A 20237-nucleotide genomic window follows, 5' to 3' on the forward strand; every position below is an offset into this window, starting at 1 on the left:
GGAAGAACCCATGCTAGGAAGCCCGAAGTATGACCACAACACAGAGGACATAGAGATCAACGCCGGACGTGCCAGCGTGACGTTGCGGGTGAGCAACACCGGAGACCGCGCGGTTCAGGTCGGCTCGCACTTCCACTTCTTCGAGGTGAACCGTGCGCTGCTGTTCGAACGCGAGAAGGCCTACGGCATGCACCTCGACCTGCCGGCCGGCACGGCGGTCCGGATCGAACCGGGCGACACGCGCGAGGTGACGCTCGTGGCCTACTCCGGCGGTCGTCACGTCGTCGGGTTCAACGGCCTGGTCGACGGCGGGCTCGACGCCCCCCAGACCAAGATCGACGCCCTGGCACGGCTTGAGTCCCACGGTTTCAAGAACGGTGCGCCCAAGGCTGCACGGCCTGCTCAGAAGGGGAAGAAGTAATGGCTATCATCTCGCGCAAGCAGTACACGGACCTGTTCGGACCAACACGTGGCGACAAGGTGCAGCTCGCGGACACCAACCTCGTCGTCGAGATCGAGAAGGACTACAACGAGGGGTTCTACGGCGACGAGGTCGTCTACGGGGGTGGCAAGACCGGCCGCGACGGCATGGCCGCGGACCCCTCGACAACCGGCGCGCAGGGTGCGCTGGACCTCGTGCTGACCAACGCGATCATCATCGACCCGATCCTCGGTGTGGTCAAAGGTGACATCGGGATCAAGGACGGGCTGATCGTCGGGGTCGGCAAGTCCGGAAACCCGCACCTCCAGGCCGGGGTCGACCCCCGGCTGGTGGTCGGCCCCGGGACGGAGATGCTCTCCGCCGAGCACCAGATCGTCACGGCCGGTGGGATCGACACCCACATCCACTACATCTCGCCCCAGCAGGCCTATCACGCGCTCTCCGGCGGGATCACGACCCTCTTCGGCGGCGGGACCGGGCCGACCGATGGCAGCAACGGCGTGACCACCACCCCGGGGGTCTGGAATCTCCACCGGCTCTTCGAGTCCGCGGAGGGCCTTCCGGTGAACACCGGCTTCCTGGGCAAGGGCAACGGTTCCCTCCCCGAGGCTCTCATCGAGCAGGTCGAGGCAGGAGCGGCCGGGCTGAAGGTGCACGAGGACTACGGTGCGACCCCGGCCGCGCTGAGCTGCGCCCTGGACGTCGCCGACCGGTACGACGTCCAGGTGTCCCTGCACTCCGACTCCCTCAACGAGGCCGGCTTCGTCGAGGACACCATCTCTGCGATCGACGGCCGCACGATCCACACCTTCCACACGGAGGGCGCCGGCGGTGGGCACGCACCCGACATCATGAAGGTGGCCGGGCAGTCCAACGTGCTCCCGTCCTCCACGAACCCGACGTTGCCGTACACGGTCAACTCGGTCGACGAGCTGCTCGACATGGTCATGGTCTGCCACCACCTCTCCCACGACATCCCCGAAGACGTCTCCTTCGCCGACTCGCGGGTGCGCGCCGAGACCATCGCGGCCGAGAGCGTCCTGCACGACGAGGGCATCATCTCGATGATCTCCTCCGACTCCCAGGCCATGGGACGCGTCGGCGAGTCGTTCCTGCGGACGTTCCAGGTGGCTCACCACTGCAAGGACAAGCGCGGCAAGCTGCCCGAGGACGCCTCGGGAAACGACAACTTCCGGGTCCTGCGGTACCTGGCCAAGATCACCATCAACCCGGCGATCACCCAGGGCATCTCCGACTACATCGGCTCGATCGAGGCCGGCAAGCTCGCCGACCTTGTTGTCTGGCCGGTGGACTCCTTCGCAGTCAAGCCGCGCTGCGTCATCAAGGGCGGCCTGATCAACTGGGCGCTCATGGGCGACCCGAACGCGTCCCTGCCCACCCCGCAACCGGTCATCTACCGGCCGATGTTCGGGGCCTTCGGGCAGGCGCTGCAGACGACCAGGGTGACGTTCATGTCGCAGGCGGGCATCGACAACGGGGTCCCGGAGAAGCTGGGGCTCAAGAGCCAGGTGCTTGCGGTCAAGCGGTGCCGCTCGATCGGGAAGCAGCACATGGTGCGCAACGACTATGCCCCCGACATCCAGGTCGATCCGGAGACCTACGCCGTCACCTATGACGGGAAGCGGGCCACGATCGAGCCGGCGCAGTCGTTGCCGCTGACCCAGCTCTTCTTCCTGGCCTGAGGTCGACGTGCAGTCACCAGCTTTGACGGCGCCGACAGATGTTCGGCAGCTCCTCGTCAGCCTGCAGCTGGCCGACTCCGCTTTCCCGAGCGGCTTCTACACGATGTCGCACGGTCTCGAAGGATTCAGCCAGGCCCGCTGGGTGACCAGGCCGGACGTCGAAGGGCTGCTGGCGGACCTCCTGCGGCACTCGGTGGGTCCGGGAGACGCCACGGCGTTGGCCCGGGCCCACGACGCGGCGACCGCCGGTGACTGGCCATCGGTCCAGGAGATCGACCGGCGGCTGTTCGCCTCCAAGCTCAACACCGAGATGCGCAAGGCGTCGGTGCGCAGCGGGCACCAGGTGTGCGACCTTGCACTCGAGGTGCTCGGCGGCGAGGGCCTCGCCGAGTATGTCCGGCTGGTCAAGGCGCGATCGACCCCCGGGTGCCAGGCGGTCGCGAGCGCAGTCGCGTTCGCGGCGGCCGGGGTGAGCGTGGAGCGGGCGGTGACCAGCGACCTGTTCGCGTTCTCGGCCAGCTTCGTGGGGGCCGCGCTGCGGTTGCGGCTCACCGACCACCGCCACGCACAGGTGGTGCTCAACGCGGTGAGCTCCGTCATCGAAGACACGGCGGCCAGTGCAGTGGTGCGTGAGATCGACGACATGGGTGGGTGCGTGCCTGTAGCCGACATCATGTCTGCCCGGCACGAACGCGCCGAGGCCAGACTCTTCGCCAGCTGAGGGGCACGCAGCACGGACCTCCAAGCAGACGAGTTCCAGCACACGATTCACAGCACACGACGAGAGGGAGACCAATGAGCGAGGACGTACTACGCATCGGGATCGGAGGCCCGGTCGGGTCAGGCAAGACGGCGCTGACCGAGGCGCTGGTCCCGATCCTCATCCGGGAGGGACGCACGCCCGGTGTGATCACCAACGACATCTACACCCAGGAGGACGCCCAGCACGTCCGGCGCGAGCTGGCAGGGATCCTCGACCCGAACCGAGTGGTCGGCGTCGAGACCGGTGCCTGCCCGCACACCGCGGTCCGGGACGACCCGACGATGAACCTCGCCGCCGGGGCCGAGATGCTGGAGAAGTTCCCCGACATCGACACGCTGATCTACGAGTCGGGGGGCGACAACCTGACGCTGACATTCTCACCGGCGCTCGCCGACGTGTTCATCTTCGTGCTGGACACCTCCGAGGGGGAGAAGATGCCGCGCAAGCGGGGTCCGGGGATCACCGAGTCCGACATCCTCGTGATCAACAAGATCGACATCGCCCAGTACGTGCGCACCAACCTCGAGGTGATGGAGAACGACGCCTACCGGGTGCGTGACAACAAGCCGGTCGTGCTCACGAACTCGCTCTCGGGCGAGGGGCTCGAGGAGCTCCACCAGGCGATCATGTCCCACTGGTGGGCTTCACGATCCGAACTCGTCTGATGAGCGCGGTCACGGTGGCCGTGGACGAGGAGATGACCGACGACGGCCTCGCCGGGCCCTACGGCGGGTACCGCCTGCAGCCGGCTCACTACGAGCCGGCGCGGGTCCCCCCGGAGGTCGCACGGTACTCCCAAGCGCTCGACTCGCTCCCGGTGGGCAGCCCCGGCAAGGTCGGGGTGCTCCAGCTGGCATTCGCCCTGTGCGGTGACCAGACCCAGCTCGTCCATCACTACCAGAAGTCGCCGCTGCAGATCATGCGCCCGCTGTACTTCGACCCGCTGCGCCCCGACATGCCGCTGACCTCCCTCATGTCCACGGGCGGCGGCGTCCTGCAGGGTGACCGCCTGCGCACCGACCTGGAGTTCGGACCGGGATCCAGCGCGCACGTGTCCACCCAGACGCACGCGAAGTACTACCGGATGGAGCAGGACTACGCCGCGGTGAGCGTCAATCTCACGCTCGAGGCCGGGGCCTTCGTCGAGTACCTGCCCGACCCGGTGATCCCCTTCGAGGACTCCAGGACGTACCAGCACACCCGTGCCTGGGTCGACGAGGGCGCCACCCTCATCGCATCGGACACGGTCTATGCAGGTCGCCTCGCCCACGGGGAACGACACCGGTACGAGATCTTCGCCTCCGACTTCGAGGTGCGCCGCCCGGGCGGCGACCTTGTCGCGCTGGACCGGGTCCGCCTCAGCCGCGACGGGGTCAGCGGCCTCGCGGTCCTCGCCGACCGCGACGTGCTGGCCATGCTGTATGTGGTCACCCCGCTGCTCCCGGCCCAGGAGGTCGCCGACCGCCTGCACGAGGTGCTCACGGTCCTCGCCGACGACGACCTCCTGTTCGGGGTGAGCGTCCTGCCCTACGATGCCGGGGTGTCCCTGCGGATGGTCGGCAACGACACCATCGCCGTGGCCTCCGCGCACGCTGCAGCCTGGGCTGCGGTCCACGAGCAGCTCACCGGCAGAGCCGCACCGTCGATGCGGAAGAACTGAGCCATGCAGGCGCGACGGTCCTCCGCGTGGGAGGTTGTCAAGGTCTTCCTCCCCGTCGTCGGCATCCACGTGCTGGCCTTCGGGGTCTTCTTCCTGTTGATCGCGCCCCAGCACCTGAAGATGGGGTCGACGGTCTTCGGTGTGGGCCTGGTCGTGACCGCCTACGTGCTGGGCGTCAAGCATGCCTTCGACGCCGACCACATTGCAGCGATCGACAACACAACCCGCAAGCTTGTCGACATGAAGAAACCGGCGGCAGGCGTCGGACTCTACTTCTCGCTGGGGCACTCGACCGTGGTGTTCCTCATGGCAGCCCTGCTCGCCGCGGGCGTCTCCTGGGCCGTGGGCCTGACCACGGACGGCAACGACGTCCGCACCGGGCTCGGCGTCGTCGGGACGATGGTCTCGGGGGTGTTCCTCATCCTCATCGGCCTCATCAACTCCGTGACCTTCGTCGGGATCTGGCGAGTGTGGAAGCAGTCCTCCGACGGGGGCCTCAACCAGGAGGCCCTCGACCACCAGCTTGCCGGGCGCGGCCTCGTCAACCGAATGATCCGGCCGGTCATCAAGTCCGTCGACCGGCCCGGGAAGATGTACCTCGTCGGCTTTCTCTTCGGGCTCGGCTTCGACACCGCGAGCGAGATCGCCCTGCTCGTCCTCGCCGGGACCGGCGCCGCGACCGGCCTGCCGTGGTACGCCGTGCTGTGCCTGCCGCTCATCTTCGCGGCAGGCATGAGTCTCTTCGACACCATGGACTCCGCGATCATGGTCAAGGCCTACTCCTGGGCCACGGTCAACCCGGTGCGCAAGATCTACTACAGCCTCACCGTCACCGGGATCTCGGTCATGGTGGCGATCCTCATCGGCGGGGTCGAGCTCATCGGGCTGCTCAACGAGAAGCTCGGCTGGACCGATCCGGCGACCACCTGGGTCGCCAACCTCAACTTCGAGTACATCGGCTACATCATCGTGGGCACCCTGATCCTCGTGTGGTTGGGATCGACCGCCTACTGGAAGCTTGCCAAGGTCGAGGAGCGATGGACCCTGCGCCAAGGGACCGCCGCTGCGGCAACCGCCACTGTGGACGGGGGAGAACTGTGATGACTACGAGACGAGCTTCGCGACGTGGGGACCTGAACGTGAACGTCCGGTGGGGCCCGGCGCTCGCCGACGGCATCGGCCAGATATTCTTCCAACCCGTCGTATGGACGGGGCTGGCCGTCCTGGCGGCCTTCGTCGTCGCGGACTGGAGGATGGCCGTCCTCGTCGTGATCGGGACCGTGAGCTCGACCCTGACCGGCTACCTGCTCGGTGTCGCGCACAAGGACATCCAGGTCGGGCAGCAGGGTTTCTGCGGGGCGCTGATCGGCGCGGCCGTGTTCTCCGCGCTGGGCACCCAGTGGGTGGCCTACCCGATCACGATCGTCGCGGCCGCTCTCACGGCGCCCGTCTCGCTCCTGGTCATGTGGATCTTCGCCCACGAGCCGTTCAAGCCGCTCAACCTGCCGTCCACGACGGCACCGTTCTGCCTGCTTGCCGGGCTGATGTACACGACGACGTTCTCCCTGCACGTGGCGTCCACCTCGGACATCATGGACCAGTCCACGATCAGCGCGTTCGGCAAGTCGATTCTCACGAACGTCTCCGAGGTCGTCCTGCTCAACGACGTGTGGGCCGGGGCGCTCATCCTGCTCGGGCTGTTTCTCGCGTCCTGGAAGGTGGGGGTCGCCGCCGTCCTGGGAAGCGTCGTCGGTAGCCTCTGCGCACTCGCGCTGGGCGAGGACATCACCGGGGTCGGCAGCGGGCTCGAGGGCTACTCGGGTGTCCTGACGGCGATCGCGCTCGCGGTGGTGTTCCTCAAGGGGACGTGGGAGCCGTGGGTCATGGCGGTGATCGGGGCCGTGATGACGGCCCTGGTCACGGTGTGGATGCACCACGTCTCCGGGCCGGTCTACACGTGGCCGTACATCCTCACGACGTGGGCGCTGCTCGCCGTCGCGCACGTGATCCCGCGCCTGCAGCGCGCATAGGCGACTCGGAGCGTAGCGGCCCGGCTAGACCTGGGAACCGAGCCACAGGCCTAGGCCGGCGACCGCGACGCACGCGAGGAGCATGCCGATGCCGGAGGCGATGGCGAAGCCGTACCGGTTCTGCTTGATGAGCTGCACGGTCTCGTAGCTCGCCGTGCTGAACGTCGTGTACCCGCCGAGGAACCCCGTCCCGATGATCGCGGACGCGTCGCTCGAGAGCAGGTGGGCCGTGGTGAGCCCGGTGATGAAGCCGAGCACGAGGGACCCGGAGACGTTGATGATCGTCGTGGCCCACGGGTAGGCGGTCTTGAGCCGCGACCGGATGAGCCCGTCGACGAGGTACCGGGCGCTGGCGCCGACGCCCCCCGCGAGGGCGAGGGCGAGGAAGATGAGCGGGGTCATCGGCGGGCCCCCTCAGGTGAGTTGCGCCGGGCGTTCGCGCGGGAGGCCACGGCGATCCCGGCGAAGGTCGCGCACGCGCCGATCAGGAGCGTGCCGAAGGCATACAGGGAACCGACGCCCCACCGGCCGTGGGACAGCAGGACCGCGGAGTCGGTCGCGAGCGAGCTGTACGTCGTGAAGCCCCCGCAGAAGCCGGTGCCGAGCAGGAGCTTGATACTCGCGGCTGTGGGGTTGCCCGGTCCGAGCCGGGTCACCGCCTCGTAGAGGTAGCCGAGCGCAAAGGCACCCAGGACGTTGACGATCGCGATCGCGACGGGGACCCCGGACGCGTCCGGGATGATCAGGGAGGTGCCCTCACGGGTAGCCGCGCCCACCGCACCGCCGAGCGCGACGAGCGCGAGCGGCAGCCAGCGGAGGTGGTTGGGTCGGCCCGCCACGGTCACGGAGCCTCGACCCACGGCAGCGGCGAGGTGACGCCGGGCGGGCGCGCGGGGATGACGACGACGGGGCGCTGCTGACGATGGGCCAGGTGCACCGCGACCGAGCGGTTGAAGAATTCCTGCACGCCTCCGCTGAACGACCGTTCGTGGGTCCCCACGACGATCATCGCCGCGTCGACCGTCGTGGCCAGGTGCCCGAGAGCGACGGTGATGTCACCGGCCAGCAGCCGGGTACTCCACGTGACGTGGGTACCGGCAAGGATGTCGGCCAGCTCGGCCTCGAGGCCGGCGTCGAACTCATCCTCGCCGGGCTCGGAGAAGTCGGGGTCGATCGAGCGGGAGGTGACGCTGCCGTCGTCGGACTCCGAGGTGGTGAACCGGCCGGGGTTGACGTAGGCGCAGATGAGCTCGGCCCGGAAGGCGGCGGCGAACCGCGCGGCGTGCTGGACGATGTGCGGCGGCTGACCGGGGGATACGCCGACGACGACTGGCTGAAGAGGAGGCGGTGCCGGTGAGTCGACCATGTTGTGAGCGTATGCCCGGGTGAGAGGTGCAGCAAGGCATCGCCGAGCAGGTCAGTCGCGTGACGGCCCGGCTCCCAGGCGCCCCATTCGACGGGCGGCTCAAGGAGAAGTGCCTAACCTGGGGACTATGAGTGCAGCGCAGCAGTCAGCGGTGAGTCGTCGGGTGTTCTGGCCCGCCGCTATCGTCGTCGTGGTCTTCGTCGCCTTTGCGATGGCCTTCCCCCGGGCGGCTGAGACCACCTTCGCGAGCGTCCAGACATCGATCGTGGCGAACTTCAACTGGTACTACGTCCTCATTACCGCCTTCTTCGTGGTGTTTTGTCTGTGGATGGGGTTCAGCCGGTACGGGGACATCAAGCTCGGCAAGGACGATGACACCCCGGAGTTCTCCCTCGGGTCCTGGTTCTCCCTGCTCTTCGCAGCGGGGATGGGCATCGGGCTCGTCTTCTACGGTGTGAGCGAACCGCTCAGCCACCTCGCCCAGCCGCGGCCGGGGACGAGCGGGACCGAGGCCGAGATCGCGCAGGCCGCCATGGCGCAGACCTTCCTACACTGGGGCGTGCACCCCTGGTCGATCTACGTGATCATCGGGCTCGCGCTCGCCTACGCGATCCACCGCCGGGGGCGCCCGATCTCCATCCGGTGGGCCTTGGAGCCGCTCCTGGGGCGGCGGGTGCGGGGACGGTGGGGCGACCTGATCGACGTCATCGCCCTCGTCGGGACGCTGTTCGGGGTGGCGACCTCCCTGGGGCTGGGCGTGCTGCAGATCAGCGCCGGCCTGGAGAAGGCTGGCTACCTCAAGGCCTCCGACCTCGTCAACGTGCTGCTCATCGTGGTGATCACCGCCGTCGTGCTGTTCTCGGTGCTCTCCGGGGTGGGGCGGGGCATGAAGTGGCTCTCCAACTTCAACCTGGTGCTCGCCGCGGCGTTGGTCGTGCTCGTCCTCGTCGTCGGCCCGACGCAGTTCCTGCTGCGCGATTTCGTGCAGTCCGTGGGGAGCTACCTCCAGGGGCTGGTCGGGATGTCCTTCGACGTGAGTGCGTTCCAGGGGGCGGCGGGGGAGGCGTGGCAGGCGTCCTGGACGACGTTCTACTGGGGATGGTGGATCTCCTGGGCGCCGTTCGTCGGCATCTTCATCGCGCGAATCTCGCGCGGACGCACCGTGCGCCAGTTCGTCATCGGGGTGCTCCTGGTCCCCACGCTCATGACCTTCATATGGTTCTCGGTGATCGGCGGGATGGCGCTGTACTCCCAGCTCTTCGGCCAGGGCGGCCTGATCGCCGCGGACGGGACGGTCGACGTCGAAGGCGCGCTGTTCAGCCTCCTCGACCAGCTCCCCGGCGGTTCGGCCCTGACGGTCGGCGCGATCGTGCTCATCGCCATCTTCTTCGTCACGTCCGCTGACTCCGGGTCGCTCGTCATGGGGATGATCGCGACCGGAGGGCAGGTCGAGCCGAAGCACTGGATCCGGGTCTTCTTCGCGTGCATCACGTCGCTGCTCGCGATCGCGCTCCTGCTGTCGGGCGGCCTCGAGGCGCTCAAGACCGCCGCGATCATCATCGCGCTGCCCTTCTCCGTCATCATGCTGCTCATCTGCTGGTCGACGGCGATCGCCTTCGCCCGCGAGAACCGGGCCTACGAGCGGGCCCGGCGGGCGACGTTCCGCGACCACATCGGCGACTACTACGGGCTCGAGGTGGAGGAACCCGTCGAGCGTCCGGTCGGGTCGCCCTTCGCGGTGCTCCTCGCCGCGCGACGACGGCGGGGCCGGCCGCGCGGGACGGGGGCGGGTGCTGGGACGACACCGCCCGCGGACGGACCTGCAGGCTCCTGACAGGCACGGGGAGGGGAACCGGCCCTAGGGTGGGCGGATGGCCTCTCCCGCGACGCTGCTGGTGCGGTCGGCCCACCCCGGGCCGACCGCGGCGGTCACCGTGCTTGCCGTCGTCCTGGGGGTGGGTGTGGGCCTGCCCGCCGGCACGCTCGTGCTGCTCGCACTGGCCATCCTCGCCGGTCAGCTCTCGATCGGCTGGTCCAACGACTGGATCGACGCCGAGCGCGACACGGCGGTCGGGCGGACGGACAAGCCCGTCGCCCAGGGCCTGCTCGACGCCGGCGCCGTGCGCACCGCGGCGCTCGCGGCCGCCGGAGCCACGGTTGTCCTGTCCTTCGCGCTCGGCCTCGCCGCCGGCGCGGTGCACGTGGTGCTCGTGGCCTCGGGGTGGTCCTACAACGCCGGGCTCAAGCGGACGCCGTTCTCGGTCGTGCCGTTCATGGTGAGCTTCGGCCTGCTGCCCGCCGTGGTCACGCTCGCCCTGCCCGACCCCGCACCGCCCGCCGCCTGGGCGGTTGTGGTGGGCGCGGTTCTGGGAATCGCCATCCACTTCACCAACGTGCTCCCCGACCTGGCCGATGACGCCGCGACCGGGGTCGCCGGCCTGCCGCACCGGGTCGGTCGACGGGTGTCCGGGCTGGTCGCCTTCGGGGCGCTCGCGCTCGCGGCGGTCGTCGCGGGCGTCGGACCAGCCCTCGGGCAGGGCGGAATACCAGTGATCACGGTCGTCGGAGTGCTCGCGGCGGTGTCCATCGCGGTGTGGGGAGCGGTCCTCGTGCTCACCCGCCCGCCCGGGCGACTGCTCTTCCAGCTCATCATCGTCGCCTCGCTACTGCTGGCCACCCAGCTCGCGCTGAGCGGCACCCGACTCGTGGCAGAGTTGGGACCGTGACCGCTGACCCCACCTTTGTCCTGTTCCCCGGCCGCCACCACCTCGTGACGACCTTCCAGGTCGACTACCTGACCCGGCTGCTCGCGGGCGAGGAGACCGACTCCGACGGGGCGCCCCTGACCTTCGCCCCCGGAGCCCAGGTGGTGTGGGCGCTCACCTCGGCCACGCACAGCGGCACCCGGCGCAACCCCGTGCCCGCGCACCGCCGCGAGGCCCTCATCGAGCGGGTCGCGCTCGCAGCCGGTCTGCCCTCCCTCGTCGTCCCGGTCGCCGACGTTCCGCGCAGCGACGGGTTCGCGCACACCGTGGTCGCCGCGGTCGAGGCGAGCCTGGGCATCCGCCTCACCCCGGCCACGACGGTCGTCGCGTGCTCGACGCCGACCGTCGCCGCGCTCTACGCCGCCGCCGGGTTCGCCCTGGCCCCGGTCGAGCTCGGCCAGGACCCGGAGCCCACCCGCCCCTGGGACGTTCTCGAGATGCTCGCGACCGACGACCCGCGGTGGCGCGACCTCGCCCACCCCCAGACGGTCGACTACGTCGACCGCTATGCACTGGCCGCGGCCATCCGACTGATCCACCACGACCCGACGGTCTCGGCCGAGGGGGACCTCACTCAGACCCGCGACTACGCCAGCTACTCTGCGGACTTCGACGGCGCCTCCGACCGCAAGTGGGAGCAGGTCGCTCCGTACGTCCAGCCCGGGCGGATCGTGGACCTGGGGTGCGCGGCCGGCGGGCTGCTCGAGCGTGCCGCCCGCGAGCCAGCCCTCGAGGAGTCGGACCTGTACGGGGTCGACGTCGCCCGGCACCTCGTGGCCGAGGCAGAGCACCGCAAGGCCCAAGGCGTCTTCGCGAACCCGAACGTCTTCTTCGCCCAGCGGAACCTGCTGCGGGCCCCGGTGTTCCCGGACGCGAGCGTCAACACGACCCTGACGGTTGCGCTCACCCACGAGATCTCCAGCTACGGCGACGGCGTGGCCGACCTGAGGACCCTCGCCCGCAGGATCTTCGAGCACACGGTGCCGGGCGGGGTGTGGATCAACTCCGACGTGGTCGGACCTGATGGCGGCGACCGCCTGGTGCACCTGCACCTGGACCACGACCCGGAGGGCGACGGTACGAGCGAGGCGGACGTCGTCGACTACTCCGGGTGGCCACGCGCGGACGTTGCCGCCCACTTCGCCGGGCTCTCGCCGGCCGGGCGGCTGCGCCAGTTCGCCCGCGACTTCCCGGCTCTGTCCGGTGGGTCCTGCGACGCGCGATGGGTCTCGCCCGGGGTCGCCGAGCTCGACCTGCGCACGTCCATGGAGTTCCTCTACACCCGCGACTACACCGAGAACTATCTCTCCGAGTGCCACGAGCGGTTCTGCGACCTGACCTACGCCGACTGGGCGGACCTGCTCACCCGCGCGGGCTTCGAGGTGGACCGCGACAGCCGCGCCTGGCGCAACGACTGGATGGTCGAGAACCGGGTGTCGATCGGCGCGCGGATCACCGACGCGCTGACCGGTGAGGCCGTGCCGTGGCCGTCCACGCACGTCTTGCTCGTGGCCCGGCGACCGGGCTGAGACCGGCGCTGCTCTGACGAGCGCGGCTACGACCAGCGCATCGCGTACGCGGCGGCGAGCCCGCGGCTGGCCGGGGAGTTGAGCGCCCCGGCCAGGGCCAGGTCCCGCAGCGCGAGCCGCAGGCCCCGGGCCGGTCGCCCGAGTGCCATGTTCAGCTCGGCCTGCCGCGCGGCGCGGCGTGCGCTCAGCGACCGGGCGTGGGCCGTGCGCGCCAGGGTGTGGAGCAGGGCGTCGTCGGGCATGGCAGTGCGCAGCGCCTCGGTGAGGACCGGGGCGAAGGCTGCGGCGTCCAGCCAGCCCAGGGTCATGCCCTGGCCGCCGATGGGGCTGATCTCGTGGGCTGCGTCTCCCACGAGCACCGCGCGGCCCGCGGCCATCTGCTCGGCGAGGCGCCGCTGGACCGTGAACGCGCTGATCATGGTGCACGTGGCCGCCTCGACCCGGGCGCCGGTGCGGTGAGCGATCACCTCGGCGAGGTGTTCCGGGCGCGGTGCGATGACCAGACCCGAGGTGCGCACGACGAAGCGGCGCCGGAGCCCGGGTAGCGGGAAGGACTCCACGACGCCGTCGGGCTCGAGGAAGACGACGGCGTCGTGGCCGGCGTCCGTCGTGTCGGCGAAGTCGCCCATGACGTAGGTGTCGGGGTACTGGCGCAGTGTGGCCGGGATGCCGAGGACCGACCGCACGGTGCTGCGGGCGCCGTCGGCTCCCACGACAAAATGCGCCGTCTCCTCCACGAGCCGAGCGGAGGGCACGGCGACGGCGCTCCCCGTCGCCGTGGACACGCTCGCATGCCCGACGGCGTGCAACGCGCTCCCGAGCCGCCCGCCACGGGCGCCCACGACCCGGAGGTCCCCGAGCTGGACCCCACGCACGAGGGTGCCGGGGGCGACCTCCCGGAGCCGCTCGGTGAGCAGCGCCTCGGTGACCGACTGCGGGAGGGTGGCGACAAAGGGATAGCGGGGGTCGGCGCGGGCGAAGGAGACCTCGCCGAGCAAGCGGCCGCGGCTGCGCGCCACCCCGCGTCGCACGAGCACGGCCGACTCGAGGAGGGAGGGTGTCAGCCCGGCGGCCTCGAGGGCGTGCAGCGCGGGGGCGTGGATGCCGATCGCCCGCGAGGAGCCGCCGGCCTCGGTGCGCCGCTCCCAGACCGCGACGTCGAGCCCGGACTGTGCGAGAAGCACCCCGAGATACAGACCGACCGGACCTCCGCCGACGACGAGGACATCACGCACGGCCGCCGGCCTCATCCCTGGGGCGAGCAGCGGCACGGCGGACGAGCAGCAACCGGTAGGGGCGCTGGCGGACGACGCGCCACCCCGGGGGGACCGCCGCGGCGAGCTCGCCGCGGCGGTAGCTGCGGCGGATGGAGAGCAGGCCGTCGTCGTGGATGAAGGACGCGTCCGGGCGCGACCGGCGCCACGGCAACGTGCCGACAAGGTATGCCCCGTAGGCCACCGGGCTGCGGGCGATGTCGTTGTGGACCACGAGCCGACGCGACAGTGCCTCGCTGTCGGCGAGCATCGTGCGCAGCTCGGCCGGGTCGAGGTGGTGGAGCAGGTGGTTGGACGTGACGATGTCGAAGCGGGCGCCCGCACGGACCAGCTCGGAGCTGGTGGTCCGGGCGAACGTCAGCCCCGCGACCGGGGGCTCGGCGGCGGCGAAGGCCGCGGCGCGGGCGTCGGGGTCGATCGCGGTGATCTCCAGGAGCAGGCCCTCCCGCGCCGCCCAGCGCGCGAGGGCGCGCGGCACGTCGCCGCCGCCACAGCCGATGTCGAGGAGAGACGTGGGGGCGGTGGGGGACAGCAGCGGGCGCAGCCGGGACGTGTAGACCCGCCGCCACCGCGAGACGAGCCCGTTGATCACTCGGAAGTGGCGGTAGGTGCGTGCCAGCGCTGCCGGGTCGCAGTCCGGGTCGTCCATGAGCTCACGCGCACGGAGCTCGCGGTGGACCAGGAGGCGGTCTTCCCTGACCGAGGTCGTCATGCGCCGGGCATCCGGCGCTGGGTGAGCAGCGCGGACTCGACCGTGAGCCCGGGGCCGAAGGCCATCGCGCACACCCGCTGGGTGGTCGCCCCGCCTGCGGCGCCGGCGTGCAGCAGCCGTCGCAGGACGAACAGGACCGTCGCGCTCGACATGTTGCCGTGCTCGGTGAGTGTGCTGCGCGACGGCTCGAGCTGGCGGTCGGAGAGCGACAGTGCGTGCTGGACCTTGTCCAGGATCGACCGGCCGCCCGGATGGATCGCCCACAGGTCGATCGCGGACGCCGGCCGACCCGCGAGGTTCGGGTCGCCCATGAGCAGCGGCGCGAGCGCGGAATCGATGTGCTCGCCGATGATCGCGGGTACGTACCGGCTCAGCACCATCTCGAAGCCCTGGTCGCCGATGGTCCAGGCCATGTCGCTCTCGCCCACGGGGGTCAGCGTCGTCTCGAAGGCATCCAGCTCGAGCACTGCTGCACTGGGGGAGGCGGGGGAACCGAGGGGCTCCCGTCCGGTGACCACGGCCGCCGCCGCGCCGTCGGAGAACACCGACGACGCGACGATCGTGTCCGGGTCGTCGCTCGCCCTCAGGTGCAGCGAGCACAGCTCGACGCACACCACGAGCACAACTGCCCCCGGGTCGGCCACGCAGAAGGACCGCGCGGCCCGCAGCGCGGGGAAGGCCGCGTAGCAGCCCATGAAGCCCAGGTGATAGCGCTGTGTGCGGGGAGAGAGCCCCAGCTCACGCACGAGCGCGTAGTCCGGACCGGGGGCGTAGAAGCCCGTGCACGAGACGGTCACCACGTGCGTGACGTCCGCGGCCTCGATCCCGGGAGCCGCCTCGAGGGCGCGACGCGCGGCGGTCAGGATCAGCTCCGGGCACCGCGCGGCGTAGACGGCGTTGCGGGTCCCGGTGCTCGGGGTGAGGACCAGGCCGGCGTCGGCATCGTAGAACACCGGGGCGGCGCCGTAGCGGTCTGCGCCCTGGATGCCACGTGGGGAGCCGTCCAGCTCGTCGATCACGGTGTGCCGACTGTCGATCGCCGACGCGTCGAAGGCCGCGGTGATGAGCCGCTGGGCGAGCCGGCTGCGTCCCGGCTGGGCCAGGAAGAGGTCACGGATCTCGCCCTGCTTCACCTCGACGGACGGCACGGCGGTCTCGATCGATCGGATGCTGATGACCATTCGTCACTGTAACTCCGGCCCGCGACCGCCGCCCGACCGCCGCCCCGCGAGTGGCAACACCATCGTCAACGACGACGGGGTGCTCACCGCCTACAACACCGACTACTCCGCCGTCGCCGCCCTGCGCCGTGCCGGGTTCACCCGCGGGACGGTCGTCGCCCGCAACGAGGTCACCGGACGGGCGCTCGCGGATCTCGCGGGGTTCACCTGGCAGAGCGAGACCGGTTCTACGACCGCCGACCTCCTCGTCAACGCCACCCCGATCGGGATGGTCGGCTCGGAGCAGGCGGACGTCCAGTCTTTCGAGGATGCGACGATCGCCGCCGCGCGCACGGTCTTCGACGTCGTGGCCTTCCCCTCCGAGACGCCGCTGGTCCGGGCCGCTCGGTCGGCCGGACGTGCCGTCATCACGGGTGCGGAGGTGATCGCCCTGCAGGCCGCCGAGCAGTTTGCGCTCTACACCGGCGTCCGCCCGACGCCGGAGCAGGTCGCCCGCGCGTCGGCTTTCTCCCGGGCGTGACACGAGGCCGCGCAGGACGTTCCCTGCGCGGCCTCGTGTGGCGGGTCTGTCGACTCAGGTGCTCGTCCTCAGCCGCCCTGACTCAGTCACGCTGCGCCCCCAGTCACTCTGCGCCGACAACCACCCGCGGAGCGCGTCCGGCCGGTCGGTGATGATCGCGTCGACGCCCGCCTCGGTGAGTGCGGCCCACTCCTCGGGCTCGTTCGCCGTCCACACCATCACCTGCAGGCCCGCGCCGTGCAGCTTGCCGAGCAGCTCGGGGTGGGCGCGCAGCAGCTCGCCGTGCGGGTTGCAGGCCATGACGCCGAGCTCCGTGCACATGTCGAACAGAGTGTCGTCCGCGTCGGCGATGAGCAGGCCGCGGCGCAGCTCGGGTGCCACCTCGGCCAGGACCGCGACCGTGCCGGGGTAAAAGCTCTGCACGATCACCCGGTCGCCAAGACCGGCCGAGCGGATCGCCGCGACGACCGATCGAGCACCGACCGAGTCCCACTCGCCCTTGAGCTCGAGCAGCAGGTCGATCCCGCGCCGGGCCACGAGGAACTCGGTGACCTCGGTGAAGGTCGGCACCCGCTGGCCGGAATAGGCGGGTGAGAACCAGCTGCCGGCGTCGAGACGGCGCAGCTCGGCCAGGTCGAGGTCGGTCACCGCACCCGAGCCGTCGGTCGTCGCGTCGACCGTGTCGTCGTGGATGACCACGGCCACGCCGTCGGCGCTCAGCTGGACGTCGATCTCGATGCTGTCTGCGCCCGCGCGCCAGGCTGCCTCGAGGGCGACCAGGGTGTTCTGCGGGGCGACCCGGGAGTTCCCGCGGTGGGCGATCACGAGCGGGCGGGCCGGCGTCGGGAGAGCGGTCACAGGTAGGGCTCCACGTTCTCCTGGAAGGCCTTCTGCAGGCGAGGAGTGATCGAGGCCCAGGCCGTCGCGGCGGGCACGTTCTTGAGCACCATCTGCTCGATCCCTTCGGTGATGATCTGGTCACCGCCCGGCACGAACACCCGGACCCAGTCCTGCGTTCGGGTCTTCGTCTCGAGCTGGTCGATCGCGGTGCGGAACTGGGGGGTGGTCGCGTAGACCTCTGTCATGATCGCACCCTCCTGGGCGGAGGTGCGCACCGGCATGTACCCGGTGTTCTGGGAGAAGTACGCGGTGTTGTCGGCGTCGGTGATGAAGGCGAGGAACATCGCGGCGGCCAGCTGCTGCTCGGGGGTCCGCGAGGCAGGGATGGCCAGGCCGGTGCCGCCGGTCGGCACACCCGAGCCCTTCGGGCCGTCCGGCAGGAAGCTTGTACCGAGGTTGAAGGTCGCGGCCTCGAGCAGGCCCTTGAGGGAGCCGGTCGAGCCGACCATGGAGCCGAAGATCCCGGCGGCGAAGTCCGCGCTCGTGTCGGTGCCCAGGCCGGCGACCTTGGAGTCGTTGAACAGGGCGCGGATGAAGTCACCCGCGGCCTCCGCCTCGGGGGTGTCGAGGGTGACGGTCCAGTCCTTGGAGTAGGCGCCTCCCTGGCCCCAGATGACGTTCTCCATCCACCAGCCCGCCCAGCTGGTCCCGGTGTCCAAACCGAGGGGCGCGCCGTCGGCCGGGAGCAGCGCGGCGAGCTTCGGGGCCCACTCCTCGAGCTCGGCCCACGTCGCGGGGCCGCGGTCGGGCAGACCGGCCTTGGCCCACAGGTCGCGGTTGTAGTAGAAGAGCGGAGTGGACCGGGCGTAGGGGGCCGCCCAGTGCTGGGAGTCGAACTCGTAGTCGGAGTACAACGTGGCGTTGAAGTCGGACGTGTCCACCTCGAGGTGCTTGAACACGTCGTCGAGCGGCATGATCTGGCTGTTGAGGAAGTATCGGAACCACCAGACGTCGCTCGAGATGACGAGGTCGGGCAGGTTGGAGGTCGAGGACGCGGCCTGGAAGCGCTGGGCGACCTCGTCGTAGTTGGCGCCCGCGGTCACGTGCTTGATCGTGATCTCGGGGTGGACCTTGGCGAAGCGGGCGATGAGCTCTTCCTCGATCGCCTTGGAGGCGCCGGGGTGGTTGCTCCACCAGGTGATCTCGCTCGCGGGTGTGATCGTTGACCAGTCGGTCGTGGCAGTGGTCTTGGCGCGCGCGGTGTCCTCCGTGACGGAGGGGCCGCTGCACGCGGCCAGCGTGAGGCCGAGGGCGCCCAGGCCGCTGAGCTGCAGGAGGTTGCGCCGAGACGGCTGCCAGGGGATGCCGGACGAGAACGTGCGGGACGAAGTCGACACGAGAAGTGCTCCTTGGGTGTGGTGGTGCTCAGGGGGTGGAGGGACGAGGAAGAGTGCGGCGGTCAGCCGGTGACGGCGCCCGCGGTCAGGCCGGCGACGAGCCGGCGCTGCAGGACGAGGAAGACGGCCAGGATCGGCGCGGTGACCAAGACGGTCGCGGCCATCAGGACGCCCCAGTTGTTCATCCCGTCGACGTTCTGCAGCAGGGTGAGCCCGAGCGGCAGCGTCATGAGCTCCGCGTTGTCGATCACGAGGAAGGGCCACAGGTAGTCGTTCCATTCCGCGACCATCGAGACGAGCCCGACGGCCGCGATGGTCGGCAGGGACATGGGGATGACAAAGCCCCACAGACGGCGCCAGTGACCGGCGCCGTCGAGCTGGGCTGCCTCGAGGATGGACGCGGGCAGGGTGAGGAAGTGCTGGCGGAACAGGAAGGTCCCGAAGGCGCTCGCCAGCCCCGGCACAAGCACGCCCTGGTAGGTGTTGAGCCAGCCCAAGGACGCCACGAGCGTGTAGTTCGGGATGATCGTGATCTGCGCCGGGATGAGCAGCGCGAAGATCACCAGGGCGAAGATCGCCTTCTTGAAGGGGAACTCGAGGAAGACGAGCGCGTAGGCGCAGCACAGCCCGAGCAGCATCTTCAGGCTCGCGCCGACGACCGTGAGGCCGAGGCTGTTGAGGAAGAGTCGCCCGATCGGCAGGGTGTCGGCGACCTGGGCGTAGTTGGCCGGGTCGAGGCTGGTCGGGAGCCACTGCAGCGGCAGCGAGTACAGCTCGCTCGGCTGCTTGAAGCTCGCGAAGAGCATCCACACCAGCGGGACCGACATGATCGCCACGGCCACGATCATCGTCACGTACGACGCGGCATCGGCTCCTGCCCGACGCCGGGCCGCGCGCCGGGCGGGGCCGGCTGCGGGAACTTTTGCGCGGACGGGGACGAGGACGCTCATCAGTAGTGCACCTTCCGCTCGACAAACTTCAGCTGGACGACGGTGATCACCAGCAGGACGACGAAGAGGATCGTGGCGACGGCGGAGGCGTAGCCCGCGCGGCCGGAGACGAAGCTCTCCTGGTAGATCTGGTACATGAGGGTGGTCGTGCCGCCGAGCGGGCCGCCCTTGGTCATCGCGTGGATGATGTCGAAGGACTGCAGCGAGCTGAGCAGGGTCGTGACCGACAGGAAGAACGTCGTCGGGCCGAGCAGCGGGAGGACCACGGACCGCAGCGTCCGGCCGGAGCTGGCGCCGTCGAGGGCAGCGGCGTCGCGCAGCTCCTGGGGGACGGCCTGCAGGCCGGCCAGGTAGATGAGGGCGACGTAGCCGACGTTCTTCCACAGGTAGACGACGATGACCATGGTCAGCGCCCAGGGGGAGTCGTTGTACCAGTCGGGCGAGCTCAGTCCCACCCACTTCAGGGCAGTGGACATAAGCCCGTACCGCGGGTCGAAGATGAACAGCCAGAGCATGCCCACCGCGATACCGGACAGCACGTACGGGGCGAACACGACCGTGCGGGCGACGCCGCGCCCGAACAGCTTGCGGTTGAGCAGCAGCGCCAGGCCGAGCCCGATGAGCAGCGAGCCGCCGACCGTAGCCACAGTGAAGATCGCCGTCGTGGTGAGCACCTGGGGTGTACGGGGGTCGGAGAACCACTCGACGTAGTTGCCCAGGCCCACGGACCGGGCGTTGGGGGATCCGATGTTCCACTGCAGGGTCGAGTACTGGAAGCTCTGCAGGAGCGGCTTGTAGACGAAGACGATGAGCAGCGCGACGTTGGGGCCGGCGAGGAGGAGGAATGTCAGGTAGGTCTTCCACCTGGAGCGGGTGAGGCGCCGGCGGGGTGAGTGCCGCACTGTCGGTCGCACGGAGCCGGGCCGGTTGGTGGAGGTCGGTCGGGAGGATGGAGCGAGCGGTTCCGAGGCCGCGGTGGTGATCTGCGCGGTGGTCATCTGGGGGACTCCAGTCGTGGGCGGGGCAACGCCGCAACCCTAGGGACGTCAGGGGCCGCGAACGGCCTTTTTTGGCCTCGTTTGGCGACTGTTCGCGGGGAGTTCAT

20 protein-coding genes and 1 pseudogene are annotated in these 20237 nt (G+C 69.9%); 11 read left to right on the top strand and 10 right to left on the bottom strand.

From position 1 onward, the window contains the following. The first annotated feature begins 10 nt into the window (after nt 1-10). From BLQ50_RS04830 to BLQ50_RS04860, 7 genes are all read left to right on the top strand, one after another. A complete protein-coding gene (locus tag BLQ50_RS04830) occupies nt 11-421 on the top strand; it encodes an urease subunit beta (protein WP_093181759.1) in 411 nt (136 codons plus the stop codon). Further along, complete coding sequence (gene ureC, locus BLQ50_RS04835) at nt 421-2145, top strand: urease subunit alpha (protein WP_093181760.1); 1725 nt, start codon at nt 421-423, stop codon at nt 2143-2145. The genes BLQ50_RS04830 and ureC overlap by 1 nt, the downstream gene beginning before the upstream one ends. 22 nt (nt 2146-2167) lie before the next feature. Continuing rightward, the gene (locus tag BLQ50_RS04840) at nt 2168-2866 is read left to right on the top strand and encodes an urease accessory protein UreF (RefSeq protein WP_245700904.1); all 699 of its coding nucleotides are present in this window, start codon (nt 2168-2170) and stop codon (nt 2864-2866) included. Between the two features lie 74 nt (nt 2867-2940). Next, nucleotides 2941-3573 (top strand): urease accessory protein UreG, encoded by a 633-nt coding sequence (ureG, locus tag BLQ50_RS04845; RefSeq protein WP_093181762.1) that lies wholly within the window; start codon nt 2941-2943, stop codon nt 3571-3573. Then, nucleotides 3573-4568: an urease accessory protein UreD gene (locus BLQ50_RS04850; RefSeq protein WP_217629106.1), complete on the top strand. Its 996-nt coding sequence runs from the start codon at nt 3573-3575 to the stop codon at nt 4566-4568. The genes ureG and BLQ50_RS04850 overlap by 1 nt, the downstream gene beginning before the upstream one ends. A 3-nt stretch (nt 4569-4571) precedes the next feature. After that, nucleotides 4572-5669 (top strand): HoxN/HupN/NixA family nickel/cobalt transporter, encoded by a 1098-nt coding sequence (locus BLQ50_RS04855; protein WP_093181763.1) that lies wholly within the window; start codon nt 4572-4574, stop codon nt 5667-5669. Between the two features lie 38 nt (nt 5670-5707). After that, the gene (locus BLQ50_RS04860; protein ID WP_175559025.1) at nt 5708-6598 is read left to right on the top strand and encodes an urea transporter; all 891 of its coding nucleotides are present in this window, start codon (nt 5708-5710) and stop codon (nt 6596-6598) included. 24 nt (nt 6599-6622) lie between these two features. Here BLQ50_RS04860 and crcB read toward each other — a convergent pair whose 3' ends face one another. Genes crcB through BLQ50_RS04875 form a run of 3 tightly spaced genes read right to left on the bottom strand, consistent with a single transcriptional unit; the run spans nt 6623 to nt 7964 of the window. Further along, nucleotides 6623-7000 carry a fluoride efflux transporter CrcB gene (gene crcB / locus BLQ50_RS04865; protein WP_093181766.1) on the bottom strand — a complete coding sequence of 126 codons (378 nt, stop codon included), beginning with the start codon at nt 6998-7000 and terminating at the stop codon, nt 6623-6625. After that, nucleotides 6997-7437: a fluoride efflux transporter FluC gene (locus BLQ50_RS04870; RefSeq protein WP_245700905.1), complete on the bottom strand. Its 441-nt coding sequence runs from the start codon at nt 7435-7437 to the stop codon at nt 6997-6999. Before BLQ50_RS04870 ends, crcB begins: the two co-directional genes overlap by 4 nt. Before the next feature lie 2 nt (nt 7438-7439). Beyond that, nucleotides 7440-7964: a universal stress protein gene (locus BLQ50_RS04875; RefSeq protein ID WP_093181768.1), complete on the bottom strand. Its 525-nt coding sequence runs from the start codon at nt 7962-7964 to the stop codon at nt 7440-7442. A 127-nt stretch (nt 7965-8091) separates the two neighbouring features. On the opposite strand from BLQ50_RS04875, the gene BLQ50_RS04880 reads away from it, so the two are divergent. The 3 genes from BLQ50_RS04880 to BLQ50_RS04890 are packed head-to-tail and all read left to right on the top strand — an operon-like array spanning nt 8092 to nt 12258. Further along, complete coding sequence (locus tag BLQ50_RS04880) at nt 8092-9798, top strand: BCCT family transporter (RefSeq protein WP_093181769.1); 1707 nt, start codon at nt 8092-8094, stop codon at nt 9796-9798. A 37-nt stretch (nt 9799-9835) separates the two neighbouring features. Beyond that, on the top strand, nt 9836-10690 hold the full coding sequence (locus tag BLQ50_RS04885) for a UbiA family prenyltransferase (RefSeq protein ID WP_093181771.1): 855 nt from the start codon (nt 9836-9838) through the stop codon (nt 10688-10690). After that, a complete protein-coding gene (locus tag BLQ50_RS04890; protein WP_093181773.1) occupies nt 10687-12258 on the top strand; it encodes a class I SAM-dependent methyltransferase in 1572 nt (523 codons plus the stop codon). Before BLQ50_RS04885 ends, BLQ50_RS04890 begins: the two co-directional genes overlap by 4 nt. 26 nt (nt 12259-12284) lie before the next feature. Here the strand turns inward: BLQ50_RS04890 and BLQ50_RS04895 are convergent, their stop codons facing one another. Genes BLQ50_RS04895 through BLQ50_RS04905 form a run of 3 tightly spaced genes read right to left on the bottom strand, consistent with a single transcriptional unit; the run spans nt 12285 to nt 15425 of the window. Further along, entirely contained in the window at nt 12285-13493 is a 1209-nt protein-coding gene (locus BLQ50_RS04895; RefSeq protein WP_245700906.1) for an FAD-dependent oxidoreductase, read from the bottom strand. Further along, nucleotides 13486-14244 carry a methyltransferase domain-containing protein gene (locus BLQ50_RS04900; RefSeq protein WP_093181774.1) on the bottom strand — a complete coding sequence of 253 codons (759 nt, stop codon included), beginning with the start codon at nt 14242-14244 and terminating at the stop codon, nt 13486-13488. Before BLQ50_RS04900 ends, BLQ50_RS04895 begins: the two co-directional genes overlap by 8 nt. Then, nucleotides 14241-15425, bottom strand: a complete 1185-nt coding sequence (locus BLQ50_RS04905) for a type III polyketide synthase (RefSeq protein ID WP_093181776.1) — start codon at nt 15423-15425, stop codon at nt 14241-14243. The genes BLQ50_RS04900 and BLQ50_RS04905 overlap by 4 nt, the downstream gene beginning before the upstream one ends. Nucleotides 15426-15474: 49 nt before the next feature. On the opposite strand from BLQ50_RS04905, the pseudogene BLQ50_RS04910 reads away from it, so the two are divergent. Then, a pseudogene (locus BLQ50_RS04910) lies at nt 15475-15945 on the top strand (shikimate 5-dehydrogenase); the annotation flags it as partial. A gap of 54 nt (nt 15946-15999) precedes the next feature. On the opposite strand, the gene BLQ50_RS04915 reads toward BLQ50_RS04910, so the two are convergent. From BLQ50_RS04915 to BLQ50_RS04930, 4 genes are all read right to left on the bottom strand, one after another. Then, nucleotides 16000-16803, bottom strand: a complete 804-nt coding sequence (locus BLQ50_RS04915; RefSeq protein WP_093181778.1) for a glycerophosphodiester phosphodiesterase — start codon at nt 16801-16803, stop codon at nt 16000-16002. Further along, on the bottom strand, nt 16800-18182 hold the full coding sequence (locus tag BLQ50_RS04920) for an ABC transporter substrate-binding protein (RefSeq protein ID WP_093181779.1): 1383 nt from the start codon (nt 18180-18182) through the stop codon (nt 16800-16802). The genes BLQ50_RS04915 and BLQ50_RS04920 overlap by 4 nt, the downstream gene beginning before the upstream one ends. 62 nt (nt 18183-18244) lie before the next feature. Further along, nucleotides 18245-19132, bottom strand: a complete 888-nt coding sequence (locus BLQ50_RS04925; protein WP_093181781.1) for a carbohydrate ABC transporter permease — start codon at nt 19130-19132, stop codon at nt 18245-18247. After that, nucleotides 19132-20130, bottom strand: a complete 999-nt coding sequence (locus tag BLQ50_RS04930; RefSeq protein ID WP_093181782.1) for a carbohydrate ABC transporter permease — start codon at nt 20128-20130, stop codon at nt 19132-19134. Before BLQ50_RS04930 ends, BLQ50_RS04925 begins: the two co-directional genes overlap by 1 nt. Between the last annotated feature and the right edge of the window lie 107 nt (nt 20131-20237).

It is taken from the genome of Sanguibacter gelidistatuariae (assembly GCF_900096585.1).
GTDB lineage: Bacteria > Actinomycetota > Actinomycetes > Actinomycetales > Cellulomonadaceae > Sanguibacter > Sanguibacter gelidistatuariae.

What these genes read in the sequence shown, in the direction of transcription:
- BLQ50_RS04880 (WP_093181769.1), top strand. Translation starts at nt 8,092, where the DNA reads ATGAGTGCAGCGCAGCAGTCAGCGGTGAGTCGTCGGGTGTTCTGGCCC.
- BLQ50_RS04830 (WP_093181759.1), top strand. Translation starts at nt 11, where the DNA reads ATGCTAGGAAGCCCGAAGTATGACCACAACACAGAGGACATAGAGATC.
- ureC (WP_093181760.1), top strand. Translation starts at nt 421, where the DNA reads ATGGCTATCATCTCGCGCAAGCAGTACACGGACCTGTTCGGACCAACA.
- BLQ50_RS04930 (WP_093181782.1), bottom strand. Translation starts at nt 20,130, where the DNA reads ATGACCACCGCGCAGATCACCACCGCGGCCTCGGAACCGCTCGCTCCA.
- crcB (WP_093181766.1), bottom strand. Translation starts at nt 7,000, where the DNA reads ATGACCCCGCTCATCTTCCTCGCCCTCGCCCTCGCGGGGGGCGTCGGC.
- ureG (WP_093181762.1), top strand. Translation starts at nt 2,941, where the DNA reads ATGAGCGAGGACGTACTACGCATCGGGATCGGAGGCCCGGTCGGGTCA.
- BLQ50_RS04885 (WP_093181771.1), top strand. Translation starts at nt 9,836, where the DNA reads ATGGCCTCTCCCGCGACGCTGCTGGTGCGGTCGGCCCACCCCGGGCCG.
- BLQ50_RS04855 (WP_093181763.1), top strand. Translation starts at nt 4,572, where the DNA reads ATGCAGGCGCGACGGTCCTCCGCGTGGGAGGTTGTCAAGGTCTTCCTC.
- BLQ50_RS04905 (WP_093181776.1), bottom strand. Translation starts at nt 15,425, where the DNA reads ATGGTCATCAGCATCCGATCGATCGAGACCGCCGTGCCGTCCGTCGAG.
- BLQ50_RS04925 (WP_093181781.1), bottom strand. Translation starts at nt 19,132, where the DNA reads ATGAGCGTCCTCGTCCCCGTCCGCGCAAAAGTTCCCGCAGCCGGCCCC.
- BLQ50_RS04875 (WP_093181768.1), bottom strand. Translation starts at nt 7,964, where the DNA reads ATGGTCGACTCACCGGCACCGCCTCCTCTTCAGCCAGTCGTCGTCGGC.
- BLQ50_RS04850 (WP_217629106.1), top strand. Translation starts at nt 3,573, where the DNA reads ATGAGCGCGGTCACGGTGGCCGTGGACGAGGAGATGACCGACGACGGC.
- BLQ50_RS04900 (WP_093181774.1), bottom strand. Translation starts at nt 14,244, where the DNA reads ATGACGACCTCGGTCAGGGAAGACCGCCTCCTGGTCCACCGCGAGCTC.